The sequence below is a fragment of the Staphylococcus sp. TE8 genome, assembly GCF_000692055.1.
GTDB lineage: Bacteria > Bacillota > Bacilli > Staphylococcales > Staphylococcaceae > Staphylococcus > Staphylococcus capitis.
Map to the genome: position 1 here is coordinate 569,518 of NZ_JMGB01000001.1, position 21,573 is coordinate 591,090.

17 protein-coding genes and 1 pseudogene are annotated in these 21,573 nt (G+C 34.2%); all 18 read left to right on the plus strand.

Features of this window, described 5'->3' with window-relative positions; all coding sequences use genetic code 11:
* Positions 1 to 75 precede the first annotated feature (75 nt).
* A complete protein-coding gene (ftsA, locus tag CM54_RS02805; RefSeq protein ID WP_037548772.1) occupies positions 76 to 1,476 on the plus strand; it encodes a cell division protein FtsA in 1,401 nt (466 codons plus the stop codon).
* Positions 1,477 to 1,508: 32 nt separating this feature from the next.
* A complete protein-coding gene (gene ftsZ, locus CM54_RS02810; protein WP_002435258.1) occupies positions 1,509 to 2,696 on the plus strand; it encodes a cell division protein FtsZ in 1,188 nt (395 codons plus the stop codon).
* 253 nt (positions 2,697 to 2,949) lie between these two features.
* Complete coding sequence (gene pgeF, locus CM54_RS02815; protein WP_037548774.1) at positions 2,950 to 3,741, plus strand: peptidoglycan editing factor PgeF; 792 nt, start codon at positions 2,950 to 2,952, stop codon at positions 3,739 to 3,741.
* Between the two features lie 17 nt (positions 3,742 to 3,758).
* Complete coding sequence (locus tag CM54_RS02820; protein WP_002435178.1) at positions 3,759 to 4,433, plus strand: YggS family pyridoxal phosphate-dependent enzyme; 675 nt, start codon at positions 3,759 to 3,761, stop codon at positions 4,431 to 4,433.
* Positions 4,430 to 5,041 (plus strand): cell division protein SepF, encoded by a 612-nt coding sequence (locus CM54_RS02825; RefSeq protein ID WP_030065288.1) that lies wholly within the window; start codon positions 4,430 to 4,432, stop codon positions 5,039 to 5,041. Before CM54_RS02820 ends, CM54_RS02825 begins: the two co-directional genes overlap by 4 nt.
* A gap of 11 nt (positions 5,042 to 5,052) precedes the next feature.
* Positions 5,053 to 5,343 carry a YggT family protein gene (locus CM54_RS02830; RefSeq protein ID WP_023350429.1) on the plus strand — a complete coding sequence of 97 codons (291 nt, stop codon included), beginning with the start codon at positions 5,053 to 5,055 and terminating at the stop codon, positions 5,341 to 5,343.
* A gap of 120 nt (positions 5,344 to 5,463) precedes the next feature.
* The gene (locus CM54_RS02835) at positions 5,464 to 6,252 is read left to right on the plus strand and encodes a YlmH family RNA-binding protein (RefSeq protein ID WP_037548776.1); all 789 of its coding nucleotides are present in this window, start codon (positions 5,464 to 5,466) and stop codon (positions 6,250 to 6,252) included.
* A gap of 23 nt (positions 6,253 to 6,275) precedes the next feature.
* Complete coding sequence (locus CM54_RS02840; protein WP_037548778.1) at positions 6,276 to 6,929, plus strand: DivIVA domain-containing protein; 654 nt, start codon at positions 6,276 to 6,278, stop codon at positions 6,927 to 6,929.
* Positions 6,930 to 7,254: 325 nt separating this feature from the next.
* On the plus strand, positions 7,255 to 10,005 hold the full coding sequence (ileS, locus tag CM54_RS02845; protein ID WP_037548780.1) for an isoleucine--tRNA ligase: 2,751 nt from the start codon (positions 7,255 to 7,257) through the stop codon (positions 10,003 to 10,005).
* A gap of 292 nt (positions 10,006 to 10,297) precedes the next feature.
* Positions 10,298 to 11,095: pseudogene (locus CM54_RS02850) on the plus strand (VOC family protein).
* A gap of 186 nt (positions 11,096 to 11,281) precedes the next feature.
* On the plus strand, positions 11,282 to 11,758 hold the full coding sequence (lspA, locus tag CM54_RS02855) for a signal peptidase II (protein WP_023350426.1): 477 nt from the start codon (positions 11,282 to 11,284) through the stop codon (positions 11,756 to 11,758).
* 12 nt (positions 11,759 to 11,770) lie between these two features.
* Positions 11,771 to 12,688, plus strand: a complete 918-nt coding sequence (locus CM54_RS02860) for an RluA family pseudouridine synthase (RefSeq protein WP_037548783.1) — start codon at positions 11,771 to 11,773, stop codon at positions 12,686 to 12,688.
* 344 nt (positions 12,689 to 13,032) lie between these two features.
* Positions 13,033 to 13,560 carry a bifunctional pyr operon transcriptional regulator/uracil phosphoribosyltransferase PyrR gene (pyrR, locus tag CM54_RS02865; protein WP_002435073.1) on the plus strand — a complete coding sequence of 176 codons (528 nt, stop codon included), beginning with the start codon at positions 13,033 to 13,035 and terminating at the stop codon, positions 13,558 to 13,560.
* A 239-nt stretch (positions 13,561 to 13,799) separates the two neighbouring features.
* A complete protein-coding gene (locus tag CM54_RS02870; protein ID WP_002435254.1) occupies positions 13,800 to 15,107 on the plus strand; it encodes a uracil-xanthine permease family protein in 1,308 nt (435 codons plus the stop codon).
* Between the two features lie 26 nt (positions 15,108 to 15,133).
* Positions 15,134 to 16,015, plus strand: a complete 882-nt coding sequence (locus CM54_RS02875) for an aspartate carbamoyltransferase catalytic subunit (RefSeq protein ID WP_037548785.1) — start codon at positions 15,134 to 15,136, stop codon at positions 16,013 to 16,015.
* Positions 16,016 to 16,032: 17 nt separating this feature from the next.
* The gene (locus tag CM54_RS02880; RefSeq protein ID WP_002435237.1) at positions 16,033 to 17,310 is read left to right on the plus strand and encodes a dihydroorotase; all 1,278 of its coding nucleotides are present in this window, start codon (positions 16,033 to 16,035) and stop codon (positions 17,308 to 17,310) included.
* Complete coding sequence (locus tag CM54_RS02885) at positions 17,311 to 18,411, plus strand: carbamoyl phosphate synthase small subunit (RefSeq protein ID WP_002435087.1); 1,101 nt, start codon at positions 17,311 to 17,313, stop codon at positions 18,409 to 18,411.
* Positions 18,404 to 21,571: a carbamoyl-phosphate synthase large subunit gene (carB, locus tag CM54_RS02890; protein WP_037548788.1), complete on the plus strand. Its 3,168-nt coding sequence runs from the start codon at positions 18,404 to 18,406 to the stop codon at positions 21,569 to 21,571. Before CM54_RS02885 ends, carB begins: the two co-directional genes overlap by 8 nt.
* The last annotated feature ends 2 nt before the right edge of the window (positions 21,572 to 21,573 follow it).

A 21,573-nucleotide genomic window follows, 5' to 3' on the forward strand; every position in this document is an offset into this window, starting at 1 on the left:
GTTCACAAGCTATTCAACGTATTGTAAACTAAACATAGTGTATTTTAATAGTAATTTGTCAGGAGGTGCCTATCTATGGAGGAACATTACTATGTAAGTATAGATATAGGTTCATCAAGTGTAAAAACGATAGTAGGCGAAAAATTTCACAATGGAATAAATGTGATAGGTACAGGACAAACCTACACTAGCGGTATCAAGAATGGTCTTATTGATGATTTTGATATTGCGAGACAAGCAATCAAAGATACAATTAAGAAGGCTTCAATTGCCTCTGGTGTAGATATAAAAGAAGTATTCTTAAAGTTACCTATCATTGGTACCGAAGTATACGATGAATCAAATGAAATTGAATTTTATGAAGATACTGAAATTAATGGAACACACATTGAATCAGTTTTAGACGGAATTCGTGATAAGAATGATGTAACAGAAACAGAAGTGATTAATGTCTTTCCTATTCGATTCGTAGTTGATAAAGACAATGAAGTTTCTGACCCTAAAGAATTAATTGCTAGACATTCATTGAAAGTTGATGCAGGCGTTATAGCTATACAGAAATCTATTTTAATTAATATGATTAAATGTGTTGAAGCATGTGGCGTAGATGTATTAGATGTTTACTCTGATGCATACAATTATGGTTCAATTTTAACCGCTACAGAAAAAGAATTAGGCGCTTGTGTCATTGATATTGGCGAAGATTTAACTCAAATTGCTTTTTATGAGCGTGGTGAGTTAGTAGATGCTGATTCAATTGAAATGGCTGGTCGTGATATTACAGATGATATTGCGCAAGGCTTAAATACTACATATGATACTGCTGAGAAGATTAAGCATCAATATGGACATGCTTTCTATGATTCAGCTTCAGAGCAAGATGTATTCTCAGTAGATCAAATTGATAGTGAAGAACATGTTCAATATACTCAAAAAGATTTAAGCGATTTTATCGAACAACGTGTAGAGGATATATTCTTTGAAGTGTTCGATGTGTTACAAGAACTTGGACTTACTAAAGTAAATGGCGGATTTATTGTAACAGGTGGTTCTGCTAACTTACTTGGTGTAAAAGAATTACTGCAAGACATGGTAAGTGAGAAAGTAAGAATTCATACTCCATCTCAAATGGGTATTAGAAAACCTGAGTTCTCTTCTGCTATTTCGACAATTTCTAGTAGTATCGCTTTTGACGAGTTATTAGATTATGTTACAATTAGTTATCAAGATAATGAAGGATTTGAAGAGGAAGTTATCGAATCTGAAGATAAAGATAACGAATCTAAATCGAGCGGTTTTGATTGGTTTAAACGTAAATCAAACAAAAAAGAGAGTCATGAGGAAGAACCTGAATCACCTCGTGAGGAAACATATGAAGACCGCAGAGAACATCACGAAGATGATTATCATCAATCAGAAGGTAAGGACAAAGAAGAAGGTAAATTTAAAAAACTAATGAAATCTCTATTTGAATGATTATTGGCCATTAAGACTAGGAGGAAATTTAAATGTTAGAATTTGAACAAGGATTTAATCATTTAGCTACATTGAAAGTCATCGGTGTAGGTGGCGGCGGTAACAACGCTGTTAATCGTATGATTGACCACGGCATGAATAACGTTGAGTTTATCGCTATCAATACAGATGGACAAGCGCTTAACTTATCTAAAGCGGAATCAAAAATCCAAATTGGTGAAAAGTTAACGCGAGGTCTTGGTGCAGGTGCAAATCCTGAAATTGGTAAAAAAGCTGCTGAAGAATCTCGTGAACAAATCGAAGATGCTATCCAAGGTGCAGATATGGTATTCGTTACTGCTGGTATGGGTGGCGGTACTGGTACAGGAGCTGCTCCAGTAGTTGCTAAAATCGCTAAAGAAATGGGCGCTTTAACAGTAGGCGTTGTAACTCGCCCATTCGGTTTTGAGGGACGTAAACGTCAAACTCAAGCTGCCGCTGGCGTTGAAGCAATGAAAGCTGCAGTAGATACATTGATTGTTATTCCTAATGATCGTTTATTAGATATCGTAGACAAATCTACACCTATGATGGAAGCATTCAAAGAAGCAGATAATGTGTTACGTCAAGGTGTACAAGGTATCTCAGATTTAATCGCTGTATCAGGTGAGGTAAACTTAGACTTTGCCGACGTTAAAACTATTATGTCTAACCAAGGTTCAGCATTAATGGGTATCGGTGTATCTTCTGGTGAAAATAGAGCGGTTGAAGCTGCTAAAAAAGCTATTTCATCACCATTATTAGAAACTTCAATTGTTGGTGCTCAAGGCGTACTTATGAACATTACTGGTGGAGAATCACTCTCACTATTTGAAGCTCAAGAAGCTGCTGATATTGTTCAAGATGCGGCTGACGAAGATGTAAACATGATCTTCGGTACAGTAATTAATCCTGAACTTCAAGACGAAATTGTTGTTACAGTGATTGCTACAGGTTTCGAAGATAAACCGTCATCTCAAGGTCGTAAAGCTACAAGTACTGGTTTCGGTTCAAGTGTTAATAGTAGTTCTTCTAACCAAAGTCATGCTACTCCTAAAGAAGACTCATTTGCTACAAACACTTCAACTAGCTCTCAATCTTCAGAAGGCGTAAGCGAAAGAAGTCACTCTACAAAAGATGACGACATTCCTAGCTTTATTAGAAATAGAGAAGAAAGACGTTCTAGAAGAACAAGACGCTAATTATATAAGATAATTTAGATAAAAAGCCATCAGAGTTTTTACTGATGGCTTTTTAAATTACAGTTTATGAATTACATAATATTACTTATTAATTTTCATGACACCAATATTAAGTATATATTTAAATTATTTATTCTTGTAACTTGTAGTTTAAATGGTAGAAAGTATGATATATAATAGTTTTATAATATACTTAATTGTCATGAATTATAATAATTGCTTTATTAACATTCTCAAATGGTGGTGAAACATAATGACTGAAAAGTTTATAAAGAAAGAACATTATTTAGATTATGATGTAAAACCTACTCATAGTATTAAGCTTGGTTTCACAACTAGAGAGAATGGACTGAGTCATTATCCAGAACACGCTTTTAACATGGCTAGATACGTGGATGATAATCAAGCTAATATTACTCAACATCAGGAAATTCTTGCAAATGAAATAGGCTTCGATAGAAATAATTGGGTTTTCCCAATTCAGACACATGGAAATAAAGTCACAGAAATTACTAAAGAACATCGAGGTATGAATATTGAAGAATTAACTGATGACTTATATGGGTTAGATGGCATTTTTACTTATGATTCCAATATATTATTAACCATGTGTTATGCTGATTGTGTTCCTGTTTACTTTTATAGTGAGAAGCATGGTTATGTGGGCCTTGCCCATGCTGGATGGCGTGGTACTTATGGTGAGATCGTAAAAGAGATGGTTAGAAAAATTGACTTTGATTTAAATGATTTACAAGTGGTTATTGGACCAGCAACATCTAATTCCTATGAAATCAATGATGATATCAAAGATAAATTTGAAACATTAACAATTGACTCATCTAAATATATTGACTCGCGTGCAGCAGACAAACATGGTATTGATTTAAAAAAAGCCAATGCTTTATTACTTGAAGAAGTAGGCGTTCCATCAGATAATATCTATATTACTGAGTATGCTACTTCTGAAAATTTAGACTTATTTTTCTCTTATAGAATTGAAAAAGGTCAGACTGGGCGTATGTTAGCATTTATAGGACGCAAGTAAAGTGAGGAGGTACGATAGTGAGTGTTAAACAAAATTTAAAACAAATTGAACAAGAAATAAGTGAACATTTAGAAAAAAGTTCTAATTCAGCACACCCTCACGTGATTGCAGTGACAAAGTATGTTACAATAGAGCGAGCTAAAGAAGCTTATGAAGCAGGTATTAGGCACTTTGGCGAAAATAGATTAGAAGGCTTCAAAGAGAAAAAAGCAGCATTACCTGATGATGTTGTATTTCACTTTATTGGTTCTTTGCAATCTAGAAAAGTTAAAGAAGTAATTAACGAAGTTGACTATTTTCACGCTTTAGATCGCCTGAGTTTAGCTAAGGAGATTAATAAGAGAGCAGACCATGTTGTATCTTGTTTTTTACAAGTTAATGTTTCTGGGGAAGAATCTAAACATGGTATAGCATTAGACGAAGTTAATGAATTTTTAAAAGAACTGAAAGCTTATGAAAACATCAAAGTAATTGGTTTAATGACAATGGCACCTCTAACTGATGATAGTGTGTACATAAAATCAATTTTCAATGATTTAAGACATAAAAAAGAAGAAATTCAACAATTCAATTTAGAACATGCACCTTGCACAGAATTATCTATGGGAATGAGTAATGACTATCAGATAGCAGTTGAAGAAGGTGCAACCTTTGTCAGAATTGGGACTAAACTTGTAGGAGAAGAGGAGTGAGCCCCTTGGCTTTAAAGGATTTATTTAATGGATTTTTTGTAGTAGAAGATGAAGAAGAAGTTGAAGCACCAGAAGAACGTGAAACATCTCAGACACGTGAGCGTGCACAAGAACGTGATGTTGAATCACGAAATGAAAACAATGTACCATCAACGCAATCACAAAACAATGTAAACAAACAAAATGCAATCAAATCTGTGCCTCAAAAGAGCACAACAAGAAAAGGTGCAACTTCTGAAGAAAGGAATTATCGTATGAATAATAATTCAAAGAGTAATTCTCGTAATGTTGTAACTATGAACCAATCATCTCAAAATTATGCGACACAAGAAAGCTCTAAAATGTGCTTATTTGAACCACGTGTGTTTTCTGATACACAAGATATTGCGGATGAATTGAAAAATAGACGTGCTACTTTAGTAAACTTACAACGCATTGATAAAGTATCTGCTAAACGTATTATTGACTTCTTAAGTGGAACAGTTTATGCGATTGGTGGAGATATTCAGCGTGTAGGAACTGATATATTCTTATGTACACCTGATAACGTAGAAGTTGCTGGAAGCATAACTGATCATATCGAAAACATGGAGCAACATTACGAATAAGGAGTCTAATTATGGATATCGGTCTACTTAGTACTATATTCCGATTTATATTATTTTTGGTTCAAATTTATTATATAGGAATGATAATTTATTTCTTCACGTCTTGGGTTCCAAGTATTAGAGAATCTAAAGTGGGGGAATTTCTTGGTAAAATATACGAACCTTTTTTAGAACCATTCAGGAAAATCATTCCTCCCATTGGCATCATAGATATTTCTTCTATAGCAGCTATTATAGTATTAGTATTATTTCAAAGAGGTTTAGTTTCAATTTTTAATATCATACTTACACATTTATCGTAAAAATGAACTAGTTTGAATTTTATATGAGTATTTTAAGCGAGGCAAAGTATTAATTGAACTTTGACCTCGTTTTTGTCATGTGAAATTGAAGTTATCTTAATTGAATGTTGTGAAAATAAAATGTTAGGAGTGTCTCACATCGATATATATCAACATTTTAGAAGAGAAGAACAAGAATTGATAGATCAATTAATAGATAAGTGTAATCAAGCTGAAAATCACTATGCGCCTGTGCTCACTGCATTTTTAGATCCAAGAGGCCAATACATTTTAGAAGTCATCGTGGGGAGTTATGAAATGTTAAAAGTCAACTTTTATGGTGGTCCCTACGCTGAGAGAAAACGTGCTATCATAGCTCCATCATATTATGAAGCACAAGTGGAAGATTTTGAACTGTCACTATTACGAATCGATTATCCTGAGAAATTCGTTTCAATTCAACATCAACATGTGTTAGGCACCTTAATGTCTTTAGGTATTGAGAGAGAACAATTGGGGGATATTATAGTAGCAGATGATATACAATTTGTTTTGACAGAGCGTTTGGAATCTTATATTATGCTTGAATTAAATAGGATTAAAGGTGCCACAGTTAAACTTAATTCTATTCCTATAAAAGATATGATACAATCAAAAGAGAATTGGAAAATTCAAAGCACGACTGTTAGTGCAATGAGATTGGACGTTGTATTAAAAGATATGATCCATAAATCTCGTAATATAGCAAAGCAATTAATAGAAAAGAAAAGAGTCAAAGTGAATCATACTATAATTGATACACCTGACTTTCAATTAGAACAAAATGACCTACTTTCTATCCAAGGATTTGGCAGAGCTCAAATCACTCAAATTGGAGGAAGAACTAAAAAAGATAAACTACACATTACCTATCAGACATTATTTAAATAGTGATGAATTAAGGAGGATATATCATGCCTTTCACACCAAGTGAGATTAAAAATAAAGAGTTTAGTCGAGTGAAGAATGGTTTAGAACCCACTGAGGTTGCTAATTATTTAGATCAATTAAGCACTGAGATTGAACGACTTAAAGAAGATAAAAAGCAACTTGAAAAAGTAGTTGAAGATAGAGACACTAATATCAAATCTTATCAAGACGTGCATCAGTCTGTAAGTGATGCTTTAATTCAAGCTCAAAAAGTTGGAGAAGAAACAAAATTAGCTGCTAATAAAGATGCCGAAGCTACACTTGCTAAAGCTCAAGTTCAAGCTGATAAAATTGTAAATGATGCGATTGAAAAAGCACGTCGTTTATCATTCCAAACTGAAGATATGAAACGTCAATCTAAAGTGTTTAGATCTCGTTTCCGTATGTTGGTAGAAGCTCAATTAGATTTACTTAAAAGTGAAGATTGGGATTACTTATTAAATTATGATTTAGATGCTGAACAAGTGACTTTAGAAGATATTCATCACTTAAATGATAATGATCTTACACCAGAAGAACGCGCTATGAAGAAAAGCCAATCTCAAGCAGAGAATAATAGTGGAACAACTTCTACTTCTGAATCTTCACGTACGTCTAATAATCAATCAGAGACTTCTACAACTCATAGTAATTTATAAGCATTCTATTGATAAATGATTAATAGATGGAGACGCAATTGAAGAATTTTAAACTTGTAAATGTATTTATGTTAAAAATACATTTTCTTAATGACAATTTATTGATATGATATAAAAAGACAGACGCGTAAGAAACACTAAACATATTCCAGCGAGTTAGGAATGGTGAGAGCCTAACATATCGTTTGTTTCTTATATCACTGGCTTTTATTTTAATATGTTTATGAGAGAACTCTAAGTTGAGTTAAATAGGGTGGTACCGCGGTTTAGCCGTCCCTTTTAATTGAACTTAGAGTTCTTTTTATCATTATAAGGAGTGAACAGTATGAATTTTAAAGATACTTTATTAATGCCCAAAACTGACTTTCCTATGAGAGGTGGTTTACCTAATAAAGAGCCTCAAATTCAAGAAAAATGGGATGCAGAAGATCAATATAAAAAAGCATTAGAAAAAAATAAAGGTAATCAATCTTATATCTTGCATGATGGTCCACCATATGCAAATGGTAGTTTACATATGGGACATGCACTTAATAAAATTATTAAGGATTTTATCGTCCGTTATAAAACAATGCAAGGATTCTATGCACCATATGTTCCAGGCTGGGATACGCATGGTTTACCAATTGAACAGGCTTTAACTAAAAAAGGCGTAGACCGTAAAAAAATGTCAATTGCTGAATTTAGAGAAAAGTGTAAAGAATTTGCACTTAAGCAAGTAGATATTCAGAAGAAGGATTTCAAACGTCTAGGTGTTCGTGGTGACTTTGATAATCCTTATATTACACTTACTCCTGAATATGAAGCAGCACAAATTCGTTTATTTGGTGAAATGGCAGACAAAGGTTTAATTTATAAAGGTAAGAAACCAGTTTATTGGTCACCTTCAAGTGAATCTTCATTAGCTGAAGCGGAAATTGAATATCATGATAAACGTTCTGCCTCTATTTATGTAGCATTTAACGTTAAAGACGATAAAGGAGTCGTTGATTCAGATGCTAAGTTTATTATCTGGACTACAACACCTTGGACAATTCCTTCAAACGTAGCTATCACTGTTCATCCAGAACTTAAGTATGGCCAATACAATGTAGAAGGACAGAAATTTATTGTTGCTCAAGCCTTATCTGAGACTGTAGCTGATGCTTTAGGTTGGGATAAAGATACAATTCAACTTGAAAAAGAATTTACAGGTAAAGAGTTAGAATATGTTGAAGCGCAACATCCATTCTTAGATCGTACGTCACTAGTGATTAATGGAGATCACGTCACAACAGATGCAGGTACTGGATGTGTTCATACTGCTCCTGGACATGGGGAAGATGACTACATCGTTGGACAAAAATATGACTTACCTGTCATCAGTCCTCTAAATGACAAGGGTGTATTTACTGAAGAGGGCGGCCAATTTGAAGGTATGTTCTATGACAAAGCAAATAAAGCTGTCACTGACTTATTAACTGAAAAGGACGCACTTCTTAAATTAGACTTTATTACACATAGCTACCCACATGATTGGCGTACAAAAAAACCAGTTATCTTTAGAGCGACACCTCAATGGTTTGCTTCAATTAACAAAGTAAGACAAGATATCTTAGATGCGATTGAAGAGACTAACTTTAAAGTAGATTGGGGTAAAACACGTATCTACAATATGATTCGTGATCGTGGCGAATGGGTTATTTCTCGTCAACGTGTATGGGGTGTTCCATTACCAGTATTTTATGCTGAAAATGGTGACATCATCATGACGAAAGAAACAGTTAATCATATCGCTGATTTATTCGCAGAACATGGATCAAATGTGTGGTTTGAACGTGAAGCGAAAGATTTATTACCAGAAGGATTTACACATCCTAGAAGTCCTAATGGTGAATTTACTAAAGAAACAGACATCATGGATGTATGGTTCGATTCAGGTTCATCTCACCGTGGTGTATTAGAAACAAGACCAGAGTTAAGTTTCCCTGCAGATCTTTACTTTGAAGGAAGTGACCAGTATCGTGGTTGGTTTAACTCTTCAATAACTACTGCTGTAGCAACTCGTGGACAAGCACCTTATAAATTCCTACTTTCACACGGTTTCGTTATGGATGGTGAAGGTAAAAAAATGAGTAAATCGCTTGGTAACGTCATCGTTCCGGACCAAGTTGTTAAGCAAAAAGGTGCAGATATCGCACGTCTATGGGTAAGTAGTACTGATTATTTAGCAGACGTCCGTATTTCAGATGAAATTTTAAAACAAACTTCTGATGTTTATCGTAAAATAAGAAATACACTCAGATTCATGTTAGGTAATATTAATGATTATAACCCTGAGACAGATCGTATCCCTGAAAATGAATTACTCGACGTAGATCGTTATTTACTTAATCGTTTACGTGAATTCACAGCTAGTACTATCAACAACTATGAGAATTTTGATTACCTTAACATCTATCAAGAAGTTCAAAACTTTATCAATGTAGAATTAAGTAACTTCTATTTAGACTATGGTAAAGATATTCTTTACATTGAGAAGAAAGACTCTCATAAACGTCGCAGCATGCAAACAGTGCTTTATCAAATCTTAGTAGATATGACAAAATTATTAGCACCAATTCTAGTGCATACTGCAGAAGAAGTATGGTCACATACACCTCACGTTAAAGAGGAAAGTGTTCATTTAGCAGATATGCCAGAAGTTGTTGAAGTAGATAGAGAATTATTAGATAAATGGAATACTCTTATGGATCTACGCGACGACGTAAACCGTGCTTTAGAACAAGCTCGTAATGAAAAAGTTATTGGTAAATCATTAGAAGCTAAAGTGGTTATTGGCAATAATGAATCATTTAAAGCTGCTGAATTCTTACAAGAGTTTAATGATTTACAACAATTATTCATCGTTTCTCAAGTTGAAGTTGTTGATTCAGTTGAAAATGGTGAAACATACAAATATGGTGATATTCGCATCGAACACGCAGAAGGCGAAAAGTGTGAAAGATGTTGGAACTATAGCGATGAATTAGGTTCTGTTGGAGAACTTGATCATCTATGTCCACGTTGCCAAGAAGTAGTGAAAACATTAGTTTAATTTCTAAATGATTGGTAACCATTAATCATAGACCTGAGGAGATTTTATTATAAAGAAGTCTTCTTAGGTCTTTTATACTTTAAGAAACAAATTGATTAGAAAAATTAAAGTAAGATTTATAAGATTTAAATGAGAAAATGTTGATATATTTAAAAAATCTCTTTAAATTCGCATCATAAATTAGAAATTTGAATTCTTAGATATATTTAGTCATAATGTTAAAATTATAGTAATGAAATCTTATATACAGACAACCATTCAGAGTACAAGTCACTGTTGAGAGGGTAGAATGATGTTTCATAGTAAAGATGCACATTTCGTTAATGGAATAATAATAAATGTACGCGATATAGAAGTTATAAGAGCCTTTTATGAAGAAGTTTTAGGATTTAATTTTGTTAATGAATCTATGAAGGTTGTTCAATATAAGGTTGGAGCTAACAATCAATATATAACTTTTAATGAAATTCAAAATGGTAGAGAGCCACTCATGTCTGAAGCTGGCTTATTTCATATAGGAATTAAGTTGCCAGAATTATCCTCTCTAGCCGATTTATTAGTACAATTAAGTGATTTTGAGATACCGGTTAATGGAGGAGAACAAAGTGTTGGAACATCACTCTTTGTTGAAGATCCTGAAGGTAATGCGCTTAAATTTTAAGTCGATTATGACTTTGAAATGTGGAAATACGATGAAGATAATAGAGTGAAATTGGATATTAGACCAATTAACGTACCTCGATTGTTAAAAGAAGTTTCTAATGAAAAATGGCAAGGTGTACCTGATGAAGCGAAATTAGGTCATTTGCATCTTAAAACTATTAGAATCTCAGAAATTAAATCATATTATCTTAATTATTTCGGTTTAGAAGAGTCAGCTTATATAGACGATTTCTCATTATTTTTGTCCTCAAATCATTATTACAATCATTTAGCAATGAATCAGTGGTTATCAGGGACCAAGCGTGTTGATAATGAAAACACATATGGTTTAGCGTTAATAGATTTTCACTATCCTGAATCTACGCATTTAAATTTAAAAGGACCAGATGGCTTGTACTTCAGGTTTAATCGAATAAAAGATGAATAATTGAGTAAGCTAAATATTTATTAAAATTAAGTTGAGACACGATTAAGTCTCAACTTTTTGTATGATATTATTGCCCAAAATCTCTAATAATTAGATTTATACTCAGTAATCTTTTTTTATGTCTTGGAGTAGGATATAATGTTAAGTGTTGTCAAAAGTGACGTTGAACTGAATGGAGGCACATGAATGAAAAAGAAATATTATATTGGAATCTCACTTCTTTTAGCATTTTTAATTATAATTTTTGACCAAATTTCAAAGTGGATAATAGCTTCATCCATGAAAATTGGCGATTCCTATGAAGTAATTCCTCATTTTCTTAATATTACTTCACATAGAAATAATGGAGCTGCTTGGGGAATTTTAAGTGGTAAAATGGGATTTTTCTATATTATCACATTAGTTATTTTAGTAGTTCTCGTGCTGTTTTATATTAAAGAAGCTAAATATAATTTATTTATGCAAGTTGCAATTACCTTACTCTTTGCTGGCGCGTTAGGTAACTTTATTGATCGCGTATTTAATGGTGAAGTTGTCGATTTTATAGATACAAACATCTTTGGTTATGATTTCCCAATCTTTAACATTGCAGATTCAAGTTTAACTATAGGCGTTATCTTCGTAATTATCGCATTATTAAAGGATACAACTAAAAAGAACTAAGGAGGTATACTTTTGGAAACACATGAATTTAAGATCACAGATGAAACACAAGTTGGTCAAAGAATAGATAAATTTCTATCTGAGTCGAATGGTGCTTGGTCTCGTAGCCAACTTCAAGATTGGATTAAAGAAGATTTAGTTAAAGTTAATGATAAAGTGATTAAATCAAATTATAAAGTTAAATTAAATGATCATATCATTGTCACTGAAAAGGAAGTAGTAGAAGCAGACATTCAACCAGAAGATTTAGATTTAGATATCTATTATGAGGATGATGATGTGGCGATTGTTTATAAACCTAAAGGTATGGTAGTACATCCATCTCCAGGTCATTACACGGGCACACTTGTGAACGGCTTAATGTATCAAATTAAAAATTTATCTGGTATTAACGGTGAAATACGCCCTGGTATTGTTCATCGTATTGATAAAGATACTTCAGGTTTATTGATGGTTGCTAAAAATGACATCGCTCATCGAGGTCTTGTCGAACAACTTATGGCTAAAAGTGTTAAGCGTAAATACACTGCGTTAGTTCACGGTAATATTCCGCATGATTATGGTACGGTAGATGCTCCAATTGGTCGTAATAAGAATGACCGTCAAGCAATGGCTGTAGTTGATGATGGTAAAGAAGCTGTAACGCATTTCAATGTAATAGAGCATTTTAAAGACTATACTTTGATAGAATGTGAATTGGAAACTGGACGAACTCACCAAATTCGTGTGCATATGAAATATATTGGCTACCCGCTTGTGGGTGACCCTAAATATGGACCTAAGAGAACATTAGATATTGGTGGTCAAGCATTGCATGCGGGTGTGATTGGTTTTGAACATCCAGTAACACATGAGTATATTGAAAGAAGTACTGATTTACCTAATGATTTTAAAGATTTATTAGAAGATATTCGACGTAGAGATGCTTAAAAAACCACATTACAAAGTTAAACATTACGAGCGATTTTGTTAACTTTTAGTTTAAAGAAATCATTGACTTATTTATTAAAAAGTTTTAGACTAATAACAGTTTAAATATAAAAAACTTCGTCTTTAATTGCGAGTCCAGAGAGGCTTCGAAGACATGAATAATAGGAATAATCATGCATATAAATGTGTTTCGCTTAAGAAAGTATGCGCGTTCTTAATGATGAAATACTGTAAATATATACCTGAAAGTTAATTAACTGAGTATAATTAATTTTCTTGAAGTGTGCCTTAACCTCATGTCTTTATTAAAGATATGAGGTTTTTCTATTATAAGAGGTGAAACGATGTCTGAACGAATCATTTTAGATGAAGCCGCGATACAGCGTACAATCACTCGAATTGCACATGAGATTTTGGAATATAACAAAGGCACTGACAATTTAGTACTTTTAGGAATTAAGACACGAGGTGCATTTTTAGCGAATCGTATACAAGAAAAGATTCATTCTATTGAGCAGTGCAATGTACCAACCGGCACAATTGATATTACACATTTCCGTGATGATATTGATAATGTCACCCAGCAATCAGACATCAAAGCATTTGATATCGATGTTGACATTACTGATAAAGTGGTGATTATCGTTGACGATGTTTTATATACTGGTCGTACAGTAAGAGCTTCATTAGACGCTATATTGCTACACTCACGACCTGTTAAAATTGGACTTGCAACACTTGTTGATAGAGGCCATCGTGAACTTCCTATCCGAGCAGACTTTGTAGGAAAAAACATACCAACTGCGCGTGATGAATCCGTTTCAGTTTATTTAAATGAAATTGATCATCAGAACGCAGTCATAATAAAATAATTTCCCTTTTAAAGCAGTACGAGAGACTGAAAAAGGTGGAGTAAACAAATTAAGCCATAGTTAAACGATAAAGCGATGATGTAAATCTTTAAAATTTATCATACCTTTACCATTGCTTAATGTAATACTTCGTTAGAAATGTAATCTTTGAGGTGTAAAACCTTATTCGACTACATTTCAATTAGTCTCTTTGCATTCACTGATGTAAAGAGATTTTTTTATGAAAGGAAATGAATGACATGGAAAATGAACAAATGTTTGAGCGCACTGTGAAGCCAGTGCTTGATGTTAGAGACAAACCTAAACCAGCACAATGGGCATTCTTAAGTTTGCAACATTTATTTGCAATGTTTGGCTCAACCGTCCTTGTACCATTTTTAACACATTTACCAATATCAGCAGCATTACTTGCTTCAGGTATTGGAACACTTATTTACATATTAATCACAAAGGCTAAAATACCTGCTTATTTAGGTTCAAGTTTTGCCTTTATCACACCGATTATTACTGGTCTAAGTACCCATAGCTTAGGAGACATGTTAGTGGCTCTGTTTATGAGTGGGTTGATGTACGTCATTATAGGTTTACTTATTAGATTAAGTGGAACTGGTTGGCTAATGCATTTACTACCACCAGTTGTAGTAGGACCAGTTATTATGGTTATCGGATTAAGTTTGGCACCTACAGCCGTTAATATGGCCATGTATGAGAATTCTTCAGATATGAAAGGTTATAACTTAAGTTATTTACTCGTAGCTCTAATTACACTCATAGTCACAATCGTAGTACAAGGTTTCTTTAAAGGATTTTTATCACTGATACCTGTATTAATTGGTATTGTAGTTGGTTATATTGTTTCTATTTTCATGGGCTTAGTAAAATTTGGACCTATTGCCCACGCCAAATGGTTAGATTTTCCACACATATATTTACCATTTAAAGATTACACACCATCATTCCATTTAGGATTGGTATTAGTCATGATACCCGTTGTATTCGTCACAGTAAGTGAACACATCGGCCATCAAATGGTTATCAATAAAATAGTAGGCCGTAATTTCTTTAAAGATCCAGGATTGGATAAATCAATTATTGGAGATGGGGTATCTACAATGTTTGCGAGTATTATCGGTGGGCCTCCAAGTACAACCTATGGTGAAAATATAGGCGTACTAGCGATTACTAAAATATATAGTATTTACGTCATTGGTGGAGCAGCAGTTATCGCTATCATTCTAGCTTTCATAGGTAAATTTACTGCGTTAATTTCATCGATACCTACTCCTGTCATGGGCGGTGTTTCGATACTATTATTTGGTATTATTGCTGCTAGTGGATTGCGTATGATAGTTGAAAGCAATGTAGATTTTTCAAGTAACCGTAACTTAGTCATTGCATCAGTAATACTTGTAGTAGGTATTGGTAATTTACTTATCAATTTAAAAGGTATTGGAATTAATTTACAAATTGAAGGTATGGCATTATCCGCACTTTCTGGAATTATTTTAAATTTAATTTTGCCAAAAGATAAAAAAGAAGAAAATTAAGATTTAATCCATTAGGAGGGCGCTATATGAAAAATTTATTATCTATGGAACATCTATCAACGGATGAAATATATGATTTAGTTACAACTGCAAGCCAGTATAAATCAGGTGAAAGAGCTTTACCGCAGTTTAATGATACGTATGTAACGAACTTATTCTTTGAAAATTCAACAAGAACAAAGTGTAGTTTTGAAGTAGCTGAACTCAAATTAGGATTAAAACAAGTGAGTTTTGAAACGAGTACCTCTTCAGTTAAAAAAGGCGAGTCGTTATATGATACTTGTAAAACATTAGAAAGTATTGGAGTTAATTTATTAGTCATTCGTCACTCTCAAAATGCTTATTACGAGGAATTAGAAAACATTAATATACCTATAGCAAACGCAGGAGATGGAAGTGGTCAACATCCTACGCAAAGTTTGCTAGATATAATGACTATTTACGAAGAGTATGGGTCATTTGATGGGTTGAATGAGTTAATTTGCGGTGATATTAAAAACTCTCGAGTAGCCAGAAGTAATTATCATAGTTTAAGAGCATTAGGTGCAAATGTCATGTTCTCTAGTCCTGAAGAATGGGTAGATGAGACATTAGAGGCGCCATACGTTAATATAGATGATGTGATTGATCAAGTCGATATTGTGATGTTGTTAAGAGTTCAACACGAAAGACACGGCATTGCTGGTGAAGCTAATTTTGCGGCAGAGGAATATCATCAACAATATGGGTTAACTCAGTCAAGATATGATAAATTAAAAGATGAAGCCATTGTCATGCATCCTGCTCCAGTCAATCGAGGAGTCGAAATTAAAAGTGATTTAGTAGAAGCACCCAAATCACGTATTTTCAAACAAATGGAAAATGGGATGTATTTAAGAATGGCAGTTATAAGCGCGCTTTTAAAATAGGAAGGGGTTATTTTAAAATGAAATTAATCAAAAATGGAAAAATCTTAAGAAACGGAATTTTAAAAGATACTGAGATTTTAATTGATGGTAAACGTATTAAAACAATTAGTAGTAAAATCAATTCTTCATCTCCTAATATTGAAGTTATCGATGCTAAAGGAAATTTAATCGCACCAGGATTTGTTGACGTTCACGTGCATTTACGTGAGCCAGGTGGGGAACATAAAGAAACAATTGAAACTGGTACAAAAGCAGCTGCAAGAGGGGGATTCACTACTGTATGCCCAATGCCTAATACAAGACCAGTTCCAGATTCAGTTGAACATGTTAGAGAATTAAGACAAAGAATTTCAGAAACAGCTAAAGTACGTGTGTTACCTTATGCATCTATTACTAAAAGACAAGCTGGAAAAGAACTTGTTGATTTCAAAGAGTTAGCACTAGAAGGGGTATTCGCATTTACAGATGACGGTGTAGGTGTTCAACAAGCTAGTATGATGTATGCGGCTATGAAACAAGCAGCACGCGTTAAGAAACCAATCGTAGCACATTGCGAAGATAATAGCTTGATTTATGGTGGCGCAATGCATAAAGGTAAACGTAGTGAAGAACTTGGTATTCCAGGTATACCAAACATTGCTGAATCAGTGCAGATCGCTAGAGATGTCTTATTAGCTGAAGCTACTGGTTGCCATTATCATGTATGTCACGTTTCTACTAAAGAAAGTGTACGTGTGATTAGAGATGCTAAGAAAGCTGGCATTCACGTCACTGCAGAAGTAACTCCACATCACTTACTTTTAACTGAAAATGATGTACCAGGCGATGATGCAAACTATAAAATGAACCCACCATTAAGAAGTAAAGAAGATCGAGAAGCATTATTAGAAGGTTTATTAGATGGAACGATTGATTGTATAGCAACTGACCATGCGCCACATGCAAAAGAAGAAAAAGATCAACCAATGACTCAAGCACCGTTTGGTATCGTGGGTAGTGAGACAGCTTTCCCATTATTATACACTCACTTTGTAAGAAGAGGTAATTGGTCACTTCAACAGTTAGTGGATTATTTCACTATTAAACCTGCAACAATCTTTAATTTAAACTATGGTAAATTGCATAAAGATAGTTATGCTGATTTAACAATTATAGATTTAAATAATGATAAAGAAATCAGAAGTGAAGACTTCTTATCTAAAGCGGACAATACACCATTTATCGGTGAAAAAGTTTATGGTAATCCGATTTTAACAATGGTTAAAGGCGAAGTAGTATTTGAGGAGGAAAAATAGATGCTTGAAAAACGTTATCTTGTACTGGAAGATGGCTCTTATTATGAAGGATATCGCTTAGGTTCAGATGATCTTTCAATAGGCGAAATCGTATTTAATACTGCAATGACGGGGTATCAGGAAACTATTTCTGACCCCTCATATACAGGTCAAATCATTACATTTACTTACCCATTAATTGGGAATTATGGTATTAACCGTGATGACTTTGAATCATTGACACCGACATTGAATGGTGTAGTAGTGAAAGAGGCAAGCACACATCCTAGTAACTTTAGACACCAAAAAACATTACACGAAGTACTTGTTCAATATCATATTCCAGGTATTTCTGGCGTGGATACAAGAAGTATCACACGTAAGATTCGCCAACACGGTGTATTGAGAGCTGGATTTACAGATAATAAAGATGACATTCAAGCGCTTGTAGAACATTTAAAAACTGCTGAATTACCAAGAGATGAAGTTCAAACAGTCTCTACTAAAACACCATACGTATCAACAGGTTCAGATTTAAGTGTGGTTTTACTCGACTTTGGTAAGAAACAAAACATTGTTCGTGAACTAAATACACGTGGTTGTAATGTAACAGTTGTACCATACAATACAACAGCAGAAGAAATTTTAGGCATGTCACCAGATGGAGTGATGTTATCTAACGGTCCTGGAGACCCAGATGAAGTTGAAGTTGCTATCGAAATGATCAAAGGTATCTTAGGTAAAATACCATTCTTCGGAATATGCTTAGGACATCAACTTTTTGCTTTATCACAAGGTGCCACTTCTTTCAAAATGAAGTTCGGTCATCGTGGTGCTAATCATCCTGTTAAGGATTTAAGAACAGGTAAAGTAGACATCACCAGTCAAAATCATGGCTATGCTATTGATCGTGATTCACTTGAAAATACTGATTTAGAGGTGACACATATTGCGCTTAATGATGGGACAGTTGAAGGTTTGAGACATAAACAATTACCTGCTTTCTCAGTACAATATCATCCTGAAGCAAGACCGGGCCCAAGCGATTCAAACTATTTATTCGATGAGTTTATAACGATGATGAATGAGTTCAAAGAAAAGGAGCGTCATTTTAATGCCTAAACGCGACGATATTCAAACAATTTTAGTAGTAGGTTCAGGACCAATTATTATAGGTCAGGCTGCAGAATTTGATTATGCAGGTACGCAAGCATGTCTTGCTCTTAAAGAAGAGGGATATAGAGTCATCTTAGTTAACTCTAACCCTGCGACAATAATGACTGATAAAGAAATTGCTGATAAAGTCTATATTGAGCCGCTAACTCATGATTTTATTGCTCGTATTATTCGTAAAGAGCAACCAGATGCATTGTTACCTACTCTAGGTGGACAAACTGGTTTAAATATGGCAATTCAACTCCACGATAGTGGCGTACTTGCTGCGAATAATGTGAAACTTTTAGGAACTGAGCTTGAATCTATTCAACAAGCTGAAGACCGAGAAATGTTTAGAACATTAATGAATGATTTAAATGTCCCTGTACCTGAAAGTGACATTGTTAATACTGTAGAACAAGCCTTTGAATTTAAAGAACAAGTGGGTTATCCACTCATCGTTCGACCAGCCTTCACTATGGGCGGTACTGGTGGTGGAATCTGCTACAACGATGACGATTTAAAAGAAGTTGTAAGTAATGGATTACATTATAGTCCAGCTACACAGTGTTTAATCGAAAAATCAATAGCAGGTTATAAAGAAATTGAATACGAAGTCATGCGTGATAAAAATGATAATGCCATTGTTGTTTGTAACATGGAAAATATCGATCCAGTTGGTATACATACAGGGGATTCCATTGTCGTAGCTCCAAGTCAAACGTTGTCAGATGTTGAATACCAAATGTTACGTGATGTGTCATTAAAAGTAATTAGAGCATTAGGTATTGAAGGTGGCTGTAATGTACAACTAGCTCTAGATCCACATTCTCTCAATTATTACATTATTGAAGTGAATCCTCGAGTGTCTCGTTCATCAGCTTTAGCTTCTAAAGCTACAGGTTATCCAATTGCTAAATTAGCAGCGAAAATTGCAGTAGGTTTAACTTTAGATGAAATGTTAAATCCTATTACTGGAACATCTTATGCAGCTTTTGAGCCGACATTGGACTATGTTATTTCTAAAATTCCTCGTTTCCCATTTGATAAATTTGAAAAAGGTGAACGTGAACTAGGTACACAAATGAAAGCAACTGGAGAAGTCATGGCAATTGGACGTACTTACGAAGAATCATTACTTAAAGCGATTCGTTCACTTGAGTATGGTGTGCATCACTTAGGTTTACCAAATGGTGAGAGCTTTGATTTAGACTACATTAAAGAACGTATTGGTCACCAAGATGATGAACGACTATTCTTTATTGGAGAAGCTATTCGCCAAGGTACAACTTTAGAAGAAATCCATAAAATGACGAAAATTGATTATTTCTTCCTAAATAAATTCCAAAACATCATCAACATTGAACACGAATTAAAAGAACATCAAGGTGATTTGGAATATCTTAAATATGCTAAAGATTATGGCTTTAGCGATAAAGTAATCGCTCATCGTTGGGATATGAATGAAGACGATGTTTACCAATTACGAGTGAAAAATGATATTAAACCTGTATATAAAATGGTTGATACATGTGCAGCAGAATTTGAATCGACAACGCCTTATTATTATGGAACGTATGAATCTGAAAATGAATCTGTTGTAACGGATAAAGAGAAAATTCTCGTATTAGGTTCAGGTCCTATTCGCATTGGTCAAGGTGTAGAATTCGATTATGCTACTGTACATGCTGTATGGGCAATTCAAGATGCAGGCTACGAAGCTATTATTGTAAACAATAATCCTGAAACTGTATCTACTGACTTCTCAATATCAGATAAATTATACTTTGAACCATTAACTGAAGAAGATGTAATGAATATCATCAATTTAGAACAACCTAAAGGTGTTGTTGTTCAATTTGGTGGACAAACTGCCATCAATTTAGCTGACAAACTTGCTAAACATGGTGTTCAAATCATGGGAACTTCTTTAGAAGATCTAAATCGCGCTGAAGATAGAAAAGAATTTGAGGCGTTACTACGTCAGATTGAAGTGCCACAACCTCAAGGTAAAACATCTACATCTCCTAAAGAGGCACTCGATAATGCGCGTGAAATTGGTTATCCAGTTGTTGTTCGACCATCTTACGTATTAGGTGGCCGTGCTATGGAAATTGTAGATAATGACCAAGAATTAGAAAACTATATGACACAAGCAGTTAAAGCAAGTCCAGAACATCCAGTACTTGTTGACCGTTATTTAACAGGTAAAGAAATCGAAGTAGATGCTATCTGTGACGGAGATACAGTGATTATTCCTGGTATTATGGAACATATTGAACGTGCTGGTGTGCATAGTGGTGACTCAATTGCAGTATATCCACCACAAACGTTAACTAAAGAAGAGATTGATACGCTCGAAGATTATACAATTAAATTAGCTAAAGGATTAAATATTATTGGCTTAATCAACATACAATTTGTCATCGCTCATGATGGTGTTTATGTGTTAGAAGTTAATCCACGTTCAAGTCGAACGGTTCCATTCTTGAGTAAAATTACTGACATTCAAATGGCACAACTTGCTATGCGTTCTATTATGGGACATAAATTAGCTGATTTAGGTTATCATCAAGGAATTCAACCATACTCTGAGGGCGTCTTCGTTAAAGCTCCTGTATTTAGCTTTAATAAATTGAAGAACGTAGACATTACGCTTGGACCTGAAATGAAGTCAACTGGAGAAGTTATGGGTAAAGATCTTACTCTTGAAAAGGCGCTTTACAAAGGACTTACAGGTAGCGGTGTAGAAGTAAAAGATCACGGAACAGTATTAATGACAGTAAGTGATAAAGATGAAATCGTGAAAATAGCACATCGCTTAAATGAAGTTGGATATAAAATTTTAGCAACAAAAGGTACAGCTGAAAAACTTGAAGACAATCAAATACCTGTTGAAGTTGTAGGTAAAATCGGTGGCGAAGATGATTTACTTACTCGTATTCAAAATGGTGAAGTACAAATCGTTATTAATACGATGACGAAAGGTAAAGAGGTTGAACGTGATGGATTCCAAATCCGCCGTACAACTGTTGAAAATGGTGTACCATGTCTGACATCACTTGATACTGCAAGTGCATTGACTAACGTAATTGAAAGTATGACTTTCACGATGAGAAATATGTAATA